The following is a 14,191-nucleotide window of genomic DNA, read 5'->3' on the forward strand; positions in this document are numbered from 1 at the left end:
GCATCTCGACCTTTGGATTCGTGGCGGAACGCGTCATCACGCGTCCACCCGAGTGTCACTTTCCGGCAATCTCGCGCCGACAAGATCCCACACCCGGTCCGCGAGATCCTCCTTGAGCCCGTACGGTACGGGGGTCTCGCTGCCGTCGGCGCCCAGTACCACAGCCTCGTTCTCCTCGGTGCCGAACGCCTTGCCGTCACCCACTTCGTTGACGACGAGCAGATCACAACCCTTTCGGGTGAGCTTGGCGCGTCCGTTGACGAGGACGTCGTCGGTCTCGGCGGCGAAGCCGACGACGAGCTGTCCCGGCCGGGCGCGGTGCGCGGAGATCTCGGCGAGGATGTCGGCGTTGCGGACCAGGGTGATCGGCGCGGGCTCCTGGTCGTCCTTCTTCTTGATCTTGCCCGCCGCGTACCGCGCGGGGCGGAAGTCCGCGACGGCGGCGGCCATCACCACCACGTCGGCGTCGGCGGCGGCCTTGAGCACCGCTTCCCTGAGCTGTTCCGCGGTGCCGACGGTGACGACGTCGGCGCCGGCCGGGTCGGGGAGTCCGGTGTTGGCCGCGAGGAGGGTGACCCGGGCGCCGCGCGCCACGGCGGTACGGGCCAGCGCGTAGCCCTGCTTGCCGGAGGAGCGGTTGCCGAGGTAGCGGACCGGGTCGAGGGGTTCGCGGGTACCGCCCGCGCTGATCACCACATGGCGTCCGGCCAGGTCCCGCTCGGCGGGTCCCCGGCGCAGCACGCGGCGGCAGACCTCGTAGATCTCGGCGGGGTCGGGCAGCCGTCCCTTGCCGGTGTCGACGCCGGTCAGCCTGCCGACGGCGGGTTCGATGACGACGCAGCCCCGGCGGCGCAGGGTGGCGACGTTGTCCCGGGTGGCCGGGTGCTCCCACATCTCGGTGTGCATCGCGGGGGCGAAGACCACCGGGCAGCGGGCGGTCAGCAGGGTGTTGGTGAGCAGGTCGTCGGCGAGGCCGTGGGCGGCCTTGGCGAGCAGGTCGGCGGTGGCGGGGGCGACCACGACGAGGTCGGCGTGCTGGCCGATCCGTACGTGCGGGACCTCGTGGACGTCGTCCCAGACGCGGGTGGAGACCGGGTTGCCGGACAGCGCCGACCAGGTGGCCTCGCCGACGAAGTGCAGCGCGGACTCGGTGGGCACCACCCGCACGCCGTGCCCCGACTCGGTGAGCCGCCGCAGCAGCTCGCACGCCTTGTAGGCGGCGATGCCACCGCTCACACCCAGCACGACCTGTGGTTTCGCCATCGTGTCTCCCGACCCGAGATCCGTCGTCCGAACCGTCCTGCGACCTGTCCCGCGACCCGTTCCGCGCGGGTCACCTGACACGTCCCATGACACACCACGGGCCCGGCGGTCGCTTCGCCGGGCCCGTGCTGAAACGCGTGTGGATGTGTGCTGGCGTCAGTGCGCGGGTGCCTCGACCGCTTCGGAGGTCAGCAGACCCGCGTTGATCTCGCGCAGCGCGATGGAGAGCGGCTTCTCGTGCACGTGGGTGTCCACGAGCGGGCCGACGTACTCCAGCAGGCCCTCACCGAGCTGGGAGTAGTACGCGTTGATCTGGCGCGCGCGCTTGGCGGCGTAGATCACCAGGCTGTACTTCGAATCGGTGGCTTCGAGCAGCTCGTCAATCGGAGGATTGATGATGCCCTCGGGCGTGGTGATGGAAGAGGACACGCTCTACCTACCCCTACTACTGATGGAAAACGGAAAAGACTGAGTCAGCTCAGTCAATCTGCATCAAGGCTAGCAGCTCACGCGCTACAGCCTCGACCGAGGTGTTGACAAGGGTCACGTCGAACTCGGCCTCGGCGGCCAGTTCGACCTTGGCCGCGCTCAGCCGTTCCTCGATCACCTCGGGCGATTCGGTGCCGCGCCCGGTGAGGCGGCGGACCAGTTCCTCCCAGCTCGGCGGCGCGAGGAAGACCAGGCGCGCCTCGGGCATCGACTCGCGGACCAGCCGGGCGCCCTGGAGGTCGATCTCCAGCAGCACGGGCTCGCCCGCGCCGAGCTTGTCGAGCACGGCCGCGCGGGGCGTGCCGTAGCGGTTCCCGGCGAATTCGGCCCACTCCAGCAGTTCGCCGTTGGCGACGAGCTTGTCGAACTCGTCGTCGTCCACGAAGTAGTACTGGACACCGTGCTGCTCGCCGGGGCGCGGCTTGCGCGTGGTGGCGGAGACCGACAGCCAGACGTCGGGGTGCACCGTGCGCAGGTGGGCGACGACCGTGCTCTTGCCGACCCCTGAGGGGCCGGAGAGCACGGTCAGTCGCGGGTGTCTGTCCGGGGGGGCCGGAGTGGCCCCCTGCGAAGCGAGGGGGCGGGCCGCCCCCCGGGAGACTGTAGAACTCATGGAGCGATTATCCCTGGTTCCCGGAGGTGCTGGTGCCGCGGCGGGGCAAAGCTTGCCGGGGGCACGAGGACCGTCAGGCGGAGGCGCCGCCGAACTCGCGCTCCAGGGACGCGATCTGGTTCGAGCCCAGACCACGGACGCGCCGGCTCTCGGAGATCCCGAGCCGCTCCATGATCTGCTTGGCGCGCACCTTGCCGACGCCGGGCAGGGACTCCAGGAGAGCGGAGACCTTCATCTTGCCGATGACGTCGTTCTCCTGGCCCTGCTTGATGACCTCGTGCAGAGAGGCGCCGGAGTGCTTGAGCCGGTTCTTGACCTCGGCGCGCTCCCGGCGAGCCGCGGCGGCCTTTTCGAGCGCGGCAGCGCGCTGTTCAGGGGTAAGGGGCGGAAGAGCCACGCCTACGTCACCTCGGATGTAGAGCAATCGGATATGGACCGTGTGGTGGAGCACACTCCCCCCGCGTTTACGGGGCGAGAAGCGACGCGAGTGAACGTCGCCGCTCCTGTCGGAGACTAGCGGTCCGAACGGCTCAAGTCAGCGAGAACAGACGAAAAGTCCTGGTCAGACTCGATCCAGCGGGATATTTGGGGCAAAGCGGAACAGGTTTCTGCGTCAATTCGTTCGGTGGTTGAATCTGAACCTTCTTTTTGACGTTTAAACAGCGCGCGACCGGCCCCATCAGGGGCGCGACCGGGGCAACGTTTTGGGGTCCGTCCGGGCCCCGGAGGACCCGGACTCCCCTGCCGCGCACCGTCGTTGGGCCGCCTACCCCCGACCGGTACGGCTACCCGCCCGAGACCGCCGCGCGCACCTCGTCGGTGAAGCGCGCCGCCGCCTCGCGCAGCCCCGCCGCGTCGGGTCCGTGCCGCAGCACGTCCCGGCTGACGCTGGGCACCACATTGGCCACCGCGGAGCCGAACAGCGCCGGCAGTCCCGCGGGCGTGGCGCCCTGCGCCCCGATGCCGGGCGCCAGCAGCGGCCCGTTGATGTCGAGATCCGCGCCCGCCTCCGACAGCGTCGCGCCGACCACCGCGCCGACCGAACCCAGCGGCGTCACACCCGCGTTCTCGGCCGCCATGTGGTCGAGCATCACCTGCGCGACGGACGCGCCGCCCGCCGCCGTCGCCCGCTGCACCTCCGCACCCTCCGGGTTGGAGGTCAGGGCGAGGACGAAGACCCCGGACCCCGAGATCCGCGCCGCGTCCAGCGCGGGCCGCAGCGACTCGAAGCCGAGATAGGGGCTGACCGTGACCGCGTCGGAGAACAGCGGCGAGTCCTTGTCCAGATACGTGGCGGCGTACGCGGCCATCGTCGAGCCGATGTCGCCGCGCTTGGCGTCCATCAGCACCAGGACGCCCGCGGCCCGCGCCTCGGCGACCGCCCGCTCCAGTACGGCGATACCGCGCGAGCCGAAGCGCTCGAAGAACGCCGACTGCGGTTTGAGGACCGCCGTACGGTCGGCCAGCGCCTCGACCACGGTCATCGTGAAGCGTTCGAGACCGGCCACGTCGTCGTTGAGGCCCCACGCGGTGAGCAGCGCGGCGTGCGGGTCGATGCCGACGCAGAGCTGTCCGCGGGTGTCCATGGTCCGGCGCAGCCGCGCGCCGAAGGGTTCGAGTTCCACCTGCGGCGGGGTCGGGGTCATACCGGCACCTTCCGTGTGTCGGCGCCGACGGCGTCGGCGAGCGTGGCGTACGGGCTGGTGGCCAGGCGGGCGGCCAGGCCCTTGTGGACCGCGCGCATCCAGAAGGGGCCCTGGTAGATGAAGGCGCTGTAGCCCTGCACCAGGGTGGCGCCCGCGAGAATCCGCTGCCAGGCGTCCTCCGCGTCGCGGATGCCGCCGACGCCGACCAGCGTGATCCGGTCGCCGACCCGCGCGTACAGCCTGCGCAGCACCTCCAGGGAGCGGTCGCCCAGCGGCGCGCCGGACAGCCCGCCGGTCTCCGCGGTCAGCCGGGGGTCGGACGCCAGGCCGAGGCCGTCCCTGGCGATGGTGGTGTTGGTGGCGATGATGCCGTCGAGGCCCAGTTCCACGGCGAGGTCGGCGACGGCGTCCACGTCCTCGTCCGCCAGGTCGGGCGCGATCTTGACCAGCAGCGGCACGTGGCGGTCGGTCACCGTACGGTCGGCGGCCTCGCGTACCGCCGTCAGCAGCGGGCGCAGGGCGGCGGTCGCCTGGAGATTGCGCAGTCCCGGCGTGTTCGGCGAGGACACGTTGACCACCAGGTAGTCGGCGTGCGCGGCCAGCCGCTCGGTGGCCGTCACGTAGTCGCCCGCCGCCGCCTCCTCCGGGACCGTCTTGGTCTTGCCGATGTTGACGCCGACGGTGGTACGGAAGACCGGTCGCCGGGCGGCGAGCCGGTCCGCGACGGCGGCGGACCCGTCGTTGTTGAAGCCCATCCGGTTGATCAGCGCGCTGTCGGCGACCAGCCGGAACAGCCGGGGCCGCGGATTGCCGGACTGGCCCTGCGCGGTGACCGTGCCGATCTCGACGTGGTCGAAGCCGAGCATGGCCATCGCGTCGATGGCGACCGCGTTCTTGTCGAACCCGGCCGCCAGCCCGAACGGGCCGTGCATCCGCAGGCCCAGGGCCTCGGTACGCAGCGACGCGTAGCGCGGCGCGAGCGCCGCCGCGACGAAGGTGCGCAGGACGGGGATCCGCGCCACCAGCCGGATCCACCGGAAGGCCAGGTGATGGGCGCTCTCGGCGTCCATGCGCCGGAAGAAGAGCCGGAAGAAGAGGTGGTACATCGTGTAGCGGTCATCTCCTCGGAGGGGGATGCGCCCCGGAAGGGGCGCGGGGAACTGCGCGCACAGCGGGCGCCGGGCCGCAGCTCACCCCTCGCGCGCCGCGATCAGATGCCGCGCGTGCTCCTGCAAGGAGCGCACCCCGATGTCGCCGCGCGTCAAGGCGTCGATGCCCTGGACGGCCGCGGCGAGCGCCTGGACCGTGGTCAGGCAGGGGATGCCGCGGGCGACGGCGGCGGTGCGGATGTCGTAGCCGTCGAGGCGTCCGCCGGTGCCGAAGGGGGTGTTGACGATGAGGTCGACCTCGCCCTCGTGGATGAGGGTGACGACGGTCGGCTCGCCCTCGGGCCCCACGCCCTCGCTCTGCTTGCGCACGACCCGCGCCTCGATGCCGTTGCGCCGCAGGACTTCCGCGGTGCCCGAGGTGGCCAGCAGTTCGAAGCCGTGCTCGATCAGCGCGCGGGCCGGGAAGATCAGCGCGCGCTTGTCGCGGTTGGCGACCGAGATGAAGGCGCGGCCCTTGGTGGGCAGCGCGCCGTACGCTCCGGCCTGGGACTTGGCGTACGCGGTGCCGAAGACCGCGTCGATGCCCATGACCTCGCCGGTGGAGCGCATCTCCGGGCCGAGGATGGTGTCGACGCCCCGGCCCTGCATGTCGCGGAACCGCGACCAGGGCAGCACCGCTTCCTTGACGGAGATCGGCGCGTCCAGCGGCAGGGTGCCGCCGTCGCCCGTCGTCGGCAGCAGGCCCTCGGCGCGCAGTTCCGCGACGGTGGAGCCGAGCGAGATCCGCGCGGCGGCCTTGGCCAGCGGCACCGCGGTCGCCTTGGAGGTGAAGGGGACGGTACGGGAGGCGCGCGGGTTGGCCTCCAGTACGTAGAGGATGTCCCCGGCGAGCGCGAACTGGATGTTGATCAGGCCGCGTACGCCGACTCCGGCGGCGATGGCCTCGGTGGAGGCGCGCAGCCGCTTGATGTCGTGGCCGCCGAGCGTGATCGGCGGCAGGGCGCACGCGGAGTCGCCGGAGTGGATGCCGGCTTCCTCGATGTGCTCCATGACGCCGCCGAGGTACAGCTCGTGGCCGTCGTAGAGTGCGTCCACGTCGATCTCGATGGCGTCGTCGAGGAAGCGGTCGACGAGCACGGGGCGGTCGGGGCTGATCTCGGTGGACTCGGCGATGTAGGAGGCGAGCCGGGTCTCGTCGTAGACGATCTCCATGCCGCGCCCGCCGAGCACGTACGAGGGGCGGACGAGCACCGGGTAGCCGATCTCGTCGGCGATGGCCTTGGCGCCGTCGAAGGTGACGGCGGTGCCGTGCTTGGGCGCGGGCAGTCCGGCGGCGGCCAGCACGCGGCCGAAGGCGCCGCGGTCCTCGGCGAGGTGGATCGCCTCGGGCGAGGTGCCGACGACCGGCACCCCGTTGTCCTTGAGGGCCTGCGCCAGGCCGAGCGGGGTCTGGCCGCCGAGCTGCACGATGACACCGGCGACCGGGCCCGCGAGCGTCTCGGCGTGCACGATCTCCAGGACGTCCTCCAGGGTGAGCGGCTCGAAGTAGAGCCGGTCGGAGGTGTCGTAGTCGGTGGAGACGGTCTCCGGGTTGCAGTTGACCATCACGGTCTCGTACCCGGCGTCGTGCAGCGCGAAGGAGGCGTGGACGCAGGAGTAGTCGAACTCGATGCCCTGGCCGATCCGGTTGGGCCCGGAGCCGAGGATGATCACGGCGGCCTTCTCGCGCGGCGCGACCTCGCTCTCCTCGTCGTAGGACGAGTAGAAGTACGGGGTGTCGGCGGCGAATTCGGCGGCGCAGGTGTCGACGGTCTTGTAGACCGGGCGGATGCCGAGCGCGTGCCTGACCTCGCGGACGACGTCCTCGCGCAGGGAGCGGATGCCGGCGATCTGGGCGTCGGAGAAGCCGTGCCGCTTGGCGTCGGCGAGCAGTTCGGGGTCGAGGCGGTCGGCCGCGGCCAGTTCGACGGCGTACTCGTGGATCAGGAAGAGCTGGTCCACGAACCAGGGGTCGATCTTCGTGGCGTCGAAGACCTCTTCCGGGGTGGCCCCGGCGCGGATCGCGGTCATGACGGTGTTGATCCGGCCGTCGGTGGGGACGGCGGCGGTGGCCAGCAGCGCTTCCTTGTCCGCGGCGGAGACCGGGGTCACGAAGTCGAACTGCGAGCCCTTCTTCTCCAGCGAGCGCAGCGCCTTGTTGAGCGCCTCGGTGAAGTTGCGGCCGATGGCCATGGCCTCGCCCACCGACTTCATGGTGGTGGTGAGGGTGGCGTCGGCGGCCGGGAACTTCTCGAAGGCGAAGCGCGGCACCTTGACGACGACGTAGTCCAGCGTCGGTTCGAAGGACGCGGGGGTCTTCTCGGTGATGTCGTTGGGGATCTCGTCGAGCGTGTAGCCGACGGCCAGGCGGGCGGCGATCTTCGCGATCGGGAAGCCGGTGGCCTTGGAGGCGAGCGCGGAGGAGCGGGAGACGCGCGGGTTCATCTCGATGACGATGACCCGGCCGTCCTCGGGGTTGACCGCGAACTGGATGTTGCAGCCGCCGGTGTCGACGCCGACCTCGCGGATGACGGCGATGCCGATGTCCCGCAGGATCTGGTACTCGCGGTCGGTGAGGGTCATCGCGGGCGCGACGGTGATGGAGTCGCCGGTGTGCACGCCCATCGGGTCGAAGTTCTCGATGGAGCAGACGACCACGACATTGTCGTGCTTGTCGCGCATCAGCTCCAGCTCGTACTCCTTCCAGCCGAGGATGGACTCCTCCAGGAGCACCTCGGTGGTCGGCGAGAGGGTCAGGCCCTGGCCGGCGATGCGGCGCAGTTCGTCCTCGTCGTGCGCGAAGCCGGAGCCCGCGCCGCCCATGGTGAAGGAGGGGCGGACGACGACGGGGTAGCCGCCGAGGGTGTCGACGCCTGCGAGCACGTCGTCCATGGTGTGGCAGATCACCGAGCGGGCGGAGTCGCCGTAGCCGATCTTCGCCTTGACGGCCTCGACGACGCCCTTGAACAGGTCGCGGTCCTCGCCCTTGTTGATCGCCTCGACGTTGGCGCCGATCAGCTCGACGCCGTACTTGGTGAGGACGCCGTTGTCGTGCAGCGAGATCGCGGTGTTGAGCGCGGTCTGGCCGCCGAGGGTGGGCAGCAGCGCGTCGGGGCGCTCCTTGGCGATGATCTTCTCGACGAATTCCGGGGTGATCGGCTCGACGTACGTGGCGTCGGCGATCTCCGGGTCGGTCATGATCGTGGCGGGGTTGGAGTTGACGAGGATGACCCGCAGGCCCTCGGACTTGAGGACCCGGCACGCCTGGGTGCCTGAGTAGTCGAACTCGGCGGCCTGGCCGATGACGATCGGGCCGGAGCCGATGACCAGGACGGACTGGATATCGGTGCGCTTAGGCACGCTGGCCCTCCATCAGGGAAACGAAGCGGTCGAACAGGTAGGCGGCGTCGTGCGGTCCCGCCGCCGCCTCCGGGTGGTACTGGACGCTGAAGGCGGGCCGGTCGAGCAGCCGCAGACCCTCCACCACGTCGTCGTTGAGGCAGACATGGCTGACCTCGGCGCGGCCGTACGGGGTGTCGCTGACCCGGTCGCGCGGCGCGTCCACGGCGAAGCCGTGGTTGTGCGCGGTGACCTCGACCTTGCCGGTGCCGCGGTCCTGCACCGGCTGGTTGATGCCGCGGTGGCCGTACTTGAGCTTGTACGTGCCGAAGCCGAGCGCCCGGCCGAGGAGCTGGTTGCCGAAGCAGATGCCGAACAGCGGGGTCCCGCGCTCCAGGACGGCCTGGATGACGGTGAGGTCGGCGGTGGCCGGGTCGCCGGGGCCGTTGGACAGGAAGACGCCGTCGGGCGCGACCGCGTAGACGTCCTCGACGCTCGCGTTCGCGGGAAGGACGTGCACCTCGATGCCGCGCTCGGCCATCCGGTGCGGGGTCATGCCCTTGATGCCGAGGTCGAGGGCGGCGACGGTGAAGCGCTTCTCCCCGATCGCCGGGACGACGTAGGTCTGCCGGGTGGCGACCTCGGCGGACAGGTCGGCGCCGGTCATCTCGGGGGCCTGCCGGACCCTGGCGAGCAGCGTGCCGTCGTCGGCCAGTGCCTCGCCGGAGAAGATGCCGACCCGCATGGCGCCGCGTTCGCGCAGGTGGCGGGTGAGGGCGCGGGTGTCGATGCCGCTGATGCCGACCACGCCCTGGGTGGTCAGCTCCTCGTCGAGCGAGCGCCGCGAGCGCCAGTTGGACGGGGTGCGGGCGGGGTCGCGTACGACGTAGCCGGACACCCAGATGCGGGACGACTCGGCGTCCTCGTCGTTGACGCCGGTGTTGCCGACGTGCGGGGCGGTCATGACGACGACCTGGCGGTGGTACGAGGGGTCGGTGAGCGTTTCCTGGTAGCCGGTCATACCGGTGGAGAAGACGGCCTCGCCGAAGGTCTCCCCCACCGCCCCGTAGGCACGGCCGCGGAAGGTGCGGCCGTCCTCCAGGACGAGTACGGCGGGTGCGGTGGCCGCCCGGACGGAGGTCGTCATTGTGCGCCTTCCTTCTTTGCCTGTTGTTCGGCCGGGCCGACGCCCGGTGTGTGGTCCGCGAAGGCGACTTGCGCCGCCCGTCGGCCGGGGGCGTCCTCGCCGCCGCTGACGCGGTTGATCTCCGCGACCCAGGCCGGGTGCTGCGCGGCCTGGTCGGCGCGGAAGCCGGAGTCGATGAGGGTGCCGCCGTGCTCCCAGGTGACGACCAGCAGGCCGCCCTCGGTGAGGACCTTGCCCGCGATGCCCTTGTCGAGGCGGGCGCCGCGCAGGGCGGCGGCGGGGACGAAGAAGCCGGGGGCGCCGACGCGGTCGGCGTCCAGGCCCTCCTCGGTGAGGGTGAGCGTCACTTTGCTGCGTACGCCGAGGCCGTGGGCGACGATCCGGTCCAGCCACTGCCCCGCGGTGGTGCTGCCGTGGTAGCGGCCGTCGAATTCCAGGAGCGGTTCGCCGGTCTCCTCGGGGGCCTGCGGGAGTGCGGGCAGGCCGCCCTGGAGGGTGCGGCGCCACTGCCAGCCTTGGCGCATCAGCCAGTACAGCAGGCCGACGAACAGGGCGAGGCCGACGATCCAGCCGATCCGGTCGGTCCAGTCGGTGACCTTCGCCGAGTGCTTGTCCGCGGCCCGCGCCGTACCGGCCGCCAGCAGTGTCAGAGGTGTCACGTGAGCTTCCCGTCCATGACCGTCGCCTGGCCCCGCAGGAAGGTGGCGTGCACCCGGCCCGGCAGTTCGCGTCCCTCGTAGGGGGTGTTGCGGCTGCGGGAGGCGAAGCCCGCGGGATTGACCACCCCACGGTATGCGGGATCGACCAGGACGAGGTTGGCGGGCTCGCCCTCGGCGAGCGGCCGTCCGTGGCCCGCGAGCCGTCCGATGACGGCGGGCCTGGCCGACATGCGGTCGGCGACGCCCGCCCAGTCCAGCAGTCCGGTGTCGACCATGGTGTGCTGCACGACGGACAGCGCGGTCTCCAGACCCACCATGCCCATGGCGGCGGCGGCCCACTCGCAGTCCTTGTCCTCGTGCGGGTGCGGTGCGTGGTCGGTGGCCACACAGTCGATGGTGCCGTCGGCCAGGGCCTCGCGCAGCGCGAGCACGTCCGCCTCGGTGCGCAGCGGCGGGTTGACCTTGTAGACCGGGTTGTACGTACGCACCAGCTCGTCGGTGAGCAGCAGGTGGTGGGGGGTGACCTCGGCGGTGACGTCCCAGCCCTTGGACTTGGCCCAGCGGACGAGTTCGACGGAGCCCGCGGTGGACAGGTGGCAGATGTGCACGCGGGAGCCGACGTGCGCGGCGAGCAGGATGTCGCGGGCGATGATCGACTCCTCGGCGACGGCGGGCCAGCCGGTCAGGCCCAGTTCGCCGGAGACGGCGCCCTCGTTCATCTGGGCGCCCTCGGTGAGCCGGGGCTCCTGCGCGTGCTGGGCGACGACGCCGTCGAACGCCTTCACGTACTCCAGCGCGCGGCGCATGATCACCGCGTCGTCCACGCACTTGCCGTCGTCGGAGAAGACCCGTACCCGGGCGGCCGAGTCGGCCATGGCGCCCAGTTCGGCGAGCTGCTTGCCCTCCAGGCCGACGGTGACGGCGCCGACCGGCTGCACGTCGCAGTAGCCGGACTCCTTGCCGAGCCGCCAGACCTGCTCGACGACGCCCGCGGTGTCGGCGACGGGGAAGGTGTTGGCCATGGCGTGCACGGCGGTGTAGCCGCCGATCGCGGCGGCCCTGGTGCCGGTCAGCACGGTCTCGGAGTCCTCGCGGCCCGGCTCGCGCAGGTGGGTGTGGAGGTCGACCAGGCCGGGCAGCAGGACCATCCGGCCCTCGCCGTCGACCACGGTGGCGTCCTCGGTCCCGTCGCCGGACAGGCCCGCGCCGATAGCGGCGATGGTCTCGCCGTCGATCAGGACGTCCTGCGGCTCGCCGCCCAGTACCTTCGCGCCACGGATCAGGATCTTGCTCATGGTTACTTGCTCTCCTCGGTACGGGCGGGGCCGGTCGTCGCGGGTGCGGTCTCGGGGACGGGCGCGGTGGTGGCGATGGCCGGTTCCGAGCCGCCGAGCAGCAGGTACAGCACGGCCATCCGGGTGCTGACGCCGTTGGCGACCTGCTCCACGACGGTGCAGCGCGGCGAGTCGGCGACCTCGGCGGTGATCTCCATGCCGCGGTTCATCGGTCCCGGGTGCATGACGATGGCGTGCTCGGGCAGCACCGCCATCCGCAGTCCGTCCACGCCGTAACGCCGGGTGTACTCGCGCTCGGTGGGGAAGAAGGCGGCGTTCATCCGCTCGCTCTGCACGCGCAGCATCATCAGCGCGTCGGTCTTGGCGAGCACCGCGTCGAGGTCGTAGCTGACCTCGCACGGCCACTGCTCGACGCCGATCGGCAGCAGGGTCGGCGGGGCGACCAAGGTGACGCGCGCGCCGAGGGTGTTGAGCAGCAGCACGTTGGAGCGGGCGACCCGGCTGTGCAGGATGTCGCCGACGATGGTGACGCGGCGGCCCTCCAGGTCGCGGCCGACGCCGGACAGGTGGCGGCGCATGGTGAAGGCGTCCAGCAGTGCCTGCGTGGGGTGTTCGTGGGTGCCGTCGCCCGCGTTGACCACCGAGCCGTTGATCCAGCCGGAGGTGGCCAGGCGGTGCGGCGCGCCGGACGAGCCGTGCCGGATGACGACGGCGTCGGCGCCCATCGCCTCCAGGGTCAGCGCGGTGTCCTTGAGGGATTCGCCCTTGGAGACCGAGGAGCCCTTGGCGGAGAAGTTGATGACGTCGGCGGAGAGCCGCTTGGCGGCGGCCTCGAAGGAGATGCGGGTCCGCGTCGAGTCCTCGAAGAAGAGGTTGACGACGGTACGGCCGCGCAGGGTGGGCAGTTTCTTGATGGGCCGGTCGGCGACGCGGGCCATTTCCTCGGCGGTGTCGAGTACGAGGAGGGCGTCGTCGCGGCTGAGGTCGGCGGCCGAGATCAGGTGGCGCTTCATGCGGGTCACTCCGGGGGTGCTGGGGCGGGTCAGGGCGCGCGGAAGCACAGGACCCCGGCGGGGGTCCTGTCCTGGGTGCGCTAGTCGTCCGCCGGGAGGCCCTCGCGCGGCGCCGCGTCGTCCCGGTCACGGCGGTCGCGCCGGTCGCGGTCCTTGTCGTCCTTCTGGCCGAGCAGGACGGTGTCGCGGCCGTCCTCCTCGGTGAGCTGGACCTTGACGGTCTCGCGCAGCGAGGTGGGCAGGTTCTTGCCGACGTAGTCGGCCCTGATCGGCAGTTCACGGTGGCCGCGGTCGACCAGGACCGCGAGCTGTACGGCGCGGGGGCGGCCGATGTCGTTGAGCGCGTCGAGGGCGGCGCGGATGGTGCGGCCGGAGAAGAGCACGTCGTCGACGAGGACGACGAGCCTGCCGTCGATCCCGGTGGCCGGGATCTCGGTGCGGGCCAGCGCGCGTGCCGGGTGCAGCCGCAGGTCGTCGCGGTACATGGTGATGTCGAGGGAGCCGACGGCCGTCGTGCGGCCGGTGATCTCGGCGAGCTTGGCCGCCAGGCGCTGCGCCAGGTAGACGCCGCGGGTCGGGATGCCGAGGAGCACCACGTCGTCCGCGCCCTTGGCGCGTTCCACGATCTCGTGGGCGATACGGGTGAGGACGCGCGCGATGTCGGGTGCTTCGAGCACCGGACGGGCGGGCGCGGGGTTCCACTCGGCGGTATCGCGGTCTTCCGGGGTACTGCGGTCTTCGACCATGGGTCGGGGACCTCCTTCCCCGCCTCACGGGACGGGCATTAAAGGACGTCAGGGGTACGCGGCAACGGTATCAGGTGGCGCAGAGCGCCCAGGTCAGCGACCGATCGGCCCTTTCCGGCTTGACGAGCACGGATTACGCTGCGTAACCTCACAGTGAGTCACCGAGTTTCCGTCCGGGGAGCCATATGTCCAGCGATTACGCCAAGCAGCTCGGAGCAAAGCTCCGGGCCATCCGCACGCAGCAGGGCCTGTCCCTGCACGGCGTCGAGGAGAAGTCCCAGGGCCGCTGGAAGGCAGTGGTCGTGGGCTCGTACGAGCGCGGCGACCGTGCCGTGACCGTGCAGCGACTCGCCGAGCTTGCGGACTTCTACGGAGTTCCGGTCCAGGAGTTGCTGCCGGGTACGACCCCCGGCGGGGCGGCCGAGCCGCCCCCGAAGCTCGTCCTCGACCTGGAGCGCCTGTCCCAGGTCCCGCCGGAGAAGGCCGGGCCTCTCCAGCGGTACGCCGCCACGATCCAGAGCCAGCGCGGCGACTACAACGGCAAGGTGCTGTCGATCCGCCAGGACGACCTCCGCACCCTGGCCGTGATCTACGACCAGTCGCCGTCCGTACTCACCGAGCAGCTCATCGGCTGGGGCGTCCTCGACGCCGACGCGCGGCGCGCGGTCCAGCACGAAGAGGGCTAGGCGCCCGGCTCGCCCGAATAGTGCAGAAACGTCCCGGGGGAGGGGGGGGGGGGGGGGGGGAGGGGGGGGGGAAGGGGGGGGGGTGGGGGGGGGGGGGGGGGGGGGGGGGGGGAGAGGAGAGAAGGAGAGAGAAAACCCCCTTCGCCC

The 14,191-nt window shown here is 71.2% G+C and carries 13 protein-coding genes; 1 reads left to right on the forward strand and 12 read right to left on the reverse strand.

Features of this window, described 5'->3' with window-relative positions:
• Positions 1 to 36: 36 nt before the first annotated feature.
• The 12 genes from coaBC to pyrR form a co-directional block, all read right to left on the reverse strand.
• Positions 37 to 1,263 (reverse strand): bifunctional phosphopantothenoylcysteine decarboxylase/phosphopantothenate--cysteine ligase CoaBC, encoded by a 1,227-nt coding sequence (coaBC, locus tag ACZ37P_RS27655; RefSeq protein WP_467349111.1) that lies wholly within the window; start codon positions 1,261 to 1,263, stop codon positions 37 to 39.
• A gap of 156 nt (positions 1,264 to 1,419) precedes the next feature.
• Positions 1,420 to 1,692 carry a DNA-directed RNA polymerase subunit omega gene (gene rpoZ, locus ACZ37P_RS27660; protein WP_033174507.1) on the reverse strand — a complete coding sequence of 91 codons (273 nt, stop codon included), beginning with the start codon at positions 1,690 to 1,692 and terminating at the stop codon, positions 1,420 to 1,422.
• Positions 1,693 to 1,741: 49 nt separating this feature from the next.
• Positions 1,742 to 2,365 carry a guanylate kinase gene (gene gmk / locus ACZ37P_RS27665; RefSeq protein WP_355348790.1) on the reverse strand — a complete coding sequence of 208 codons (624 nt, stop codon included), beginning with the start codon at positions 2,363 to 2,365 and terminating at the stop codon, positions 1,742 to 1,744.
• A 73-nt stretch (positions 2,366 to 2,438) separates the two neighbouring features.
• A complete protein-coding gene (locus ACZ37P_RS27670) occupies positions 2,439 to 2,762 on the reverse strand; it encodes an integration host factor (RefSeq protein ID WP_093712873.1) in 324 nt (107 codons plus the stop codon).
• A gap of 388 nt (positions 2,763 to 3,150) precedes the next feature.
• A complete protein-coding gene (gene pyrF / locus ACZ37P_RS27675; protein ID WP_391161369.1) occupies positions 3,151 to 3,990 on the reverse strand; it encodes an orotidine-5'-phosphate decarboxylase in 840 nt (279 codons plus the stop codon).
• A gap of 17 nt (positions 3,991 to 4,007) precedes the next feature.
• A complete protein-coding gene (locus tag ACZ37P_RS27680) occupies positions 4,008 to 5,117 on the reverse strand; it encodes a quinone-dependent dihydroorotate dehydrogenase (RefSeq protein WP_467349114.1) in 1,110 nt (369 codons plus the stop codon).
• Between the two features lie 84 nt (positions 5,118 to 5,201).
• Positions 5,202 to 8,519, reverse strand: a complete 3,318-nt coding sequence (gene carB, locus ACZ37P_RS27685; RefSeq protein WP_467349116.1) for a carbamoyl-phosphate synthase large subunit — start codon at positions 8,517 to 8,519, stop codon at positions 5,202 to 5,204.
• Positions 8,512 to 9,645: a glutamine-hydrolyzing carbamoyl-phosphate synthase small subunit gene (carA, locus tag ACZ37P_RS27690; protein WP_355348776.1), complete on the reverse strand. Its 1,134-nt coding sequence runs from the start codon at positions 9,643 to 9,645 to the stop codon at positions 8,512 to 8,514. Before carA ends, carB begins: the two co-directional genes overlap by 8 nt.
• The gene (locus ACZ37P_RS27695; RefSeq protein WP_467349119.1) at positions 9,642 to 10,304 is read right to left on the reverse strand and encodes a PH-like domain-containing protein; all 663 of its coding nucleotides are present in this window, start codon (positions 10,302 to 10,304) and stop codon (positions 9,642 to 9,644) included. The genes carA and ACZ37P_RS27695 overlap by 4 nt, the downstream gene beginning before the upstream one ends.
• On the reverse strand, positions 10,301 to 11,599 hold the full coding sequence (locus ACZ37P_RS27700; RefSeq protein ID WP_467349120.1) for a dihydroorotase: 1,299 nt from the start codon (positions 11,597 to 11,599) through the stop codon (positions 10,301 to 10,303). The genes ACZ37P_RS27695 and ACZ37P_RS27700 overlap by 4 nt, the downstream gene beginning before the upstream one ends.
• A 2-nt stretch (positions 11,600 to 11,601) precedes the next feature.
• Positions 11,602 to 12,612 (reverse strand): aspartate carbamoyltransferase catalytic subunit, encoded by a 1,011-nt coding sequence (locus ACZ37P_RS27705; RefSeq protein ID WP_355348767.1) that lies wholly within the window; start codon positions 12,610 to 12,612, stop codon positions 11,602 to 11,604.
• A gap of 80 nt (positions 12,613 to 12,692) precedes the next feature.
• Entirely contained in the window at positions 12,693 to 13,358 is a 666-nt protein-coding gene (gene pyrR, locus ACZ37P_RS27710; protein ID WP_355348764.1) for a bifunctional pyr operon transcriptional regulator/uracil phosphoribosyltransferase PyrR, read from the reverse strand.
• A gap of 185 nt (positions 13,359 to 13,543) precedes the next feature.
• On the opposite strand from pyrR, the gene bldD reads away from it, so the two are divergent.
• A complete protein-coding gene (gene bldD / locus ACZ37P_RS27715; RefSeq protein WP_033174517.1) occupies positions 13,544 to 14,044 on the forward strand; it encodes a transcriptional regulator BldD in 501 nt (166 codons plus the stop codon).
• Positions 14,045 to 14,191 lie beyond the last annotated feature (147 nt).

Source organism: Streptomyces sp. NPDC024632 (genome assembly GCF_055559175.1).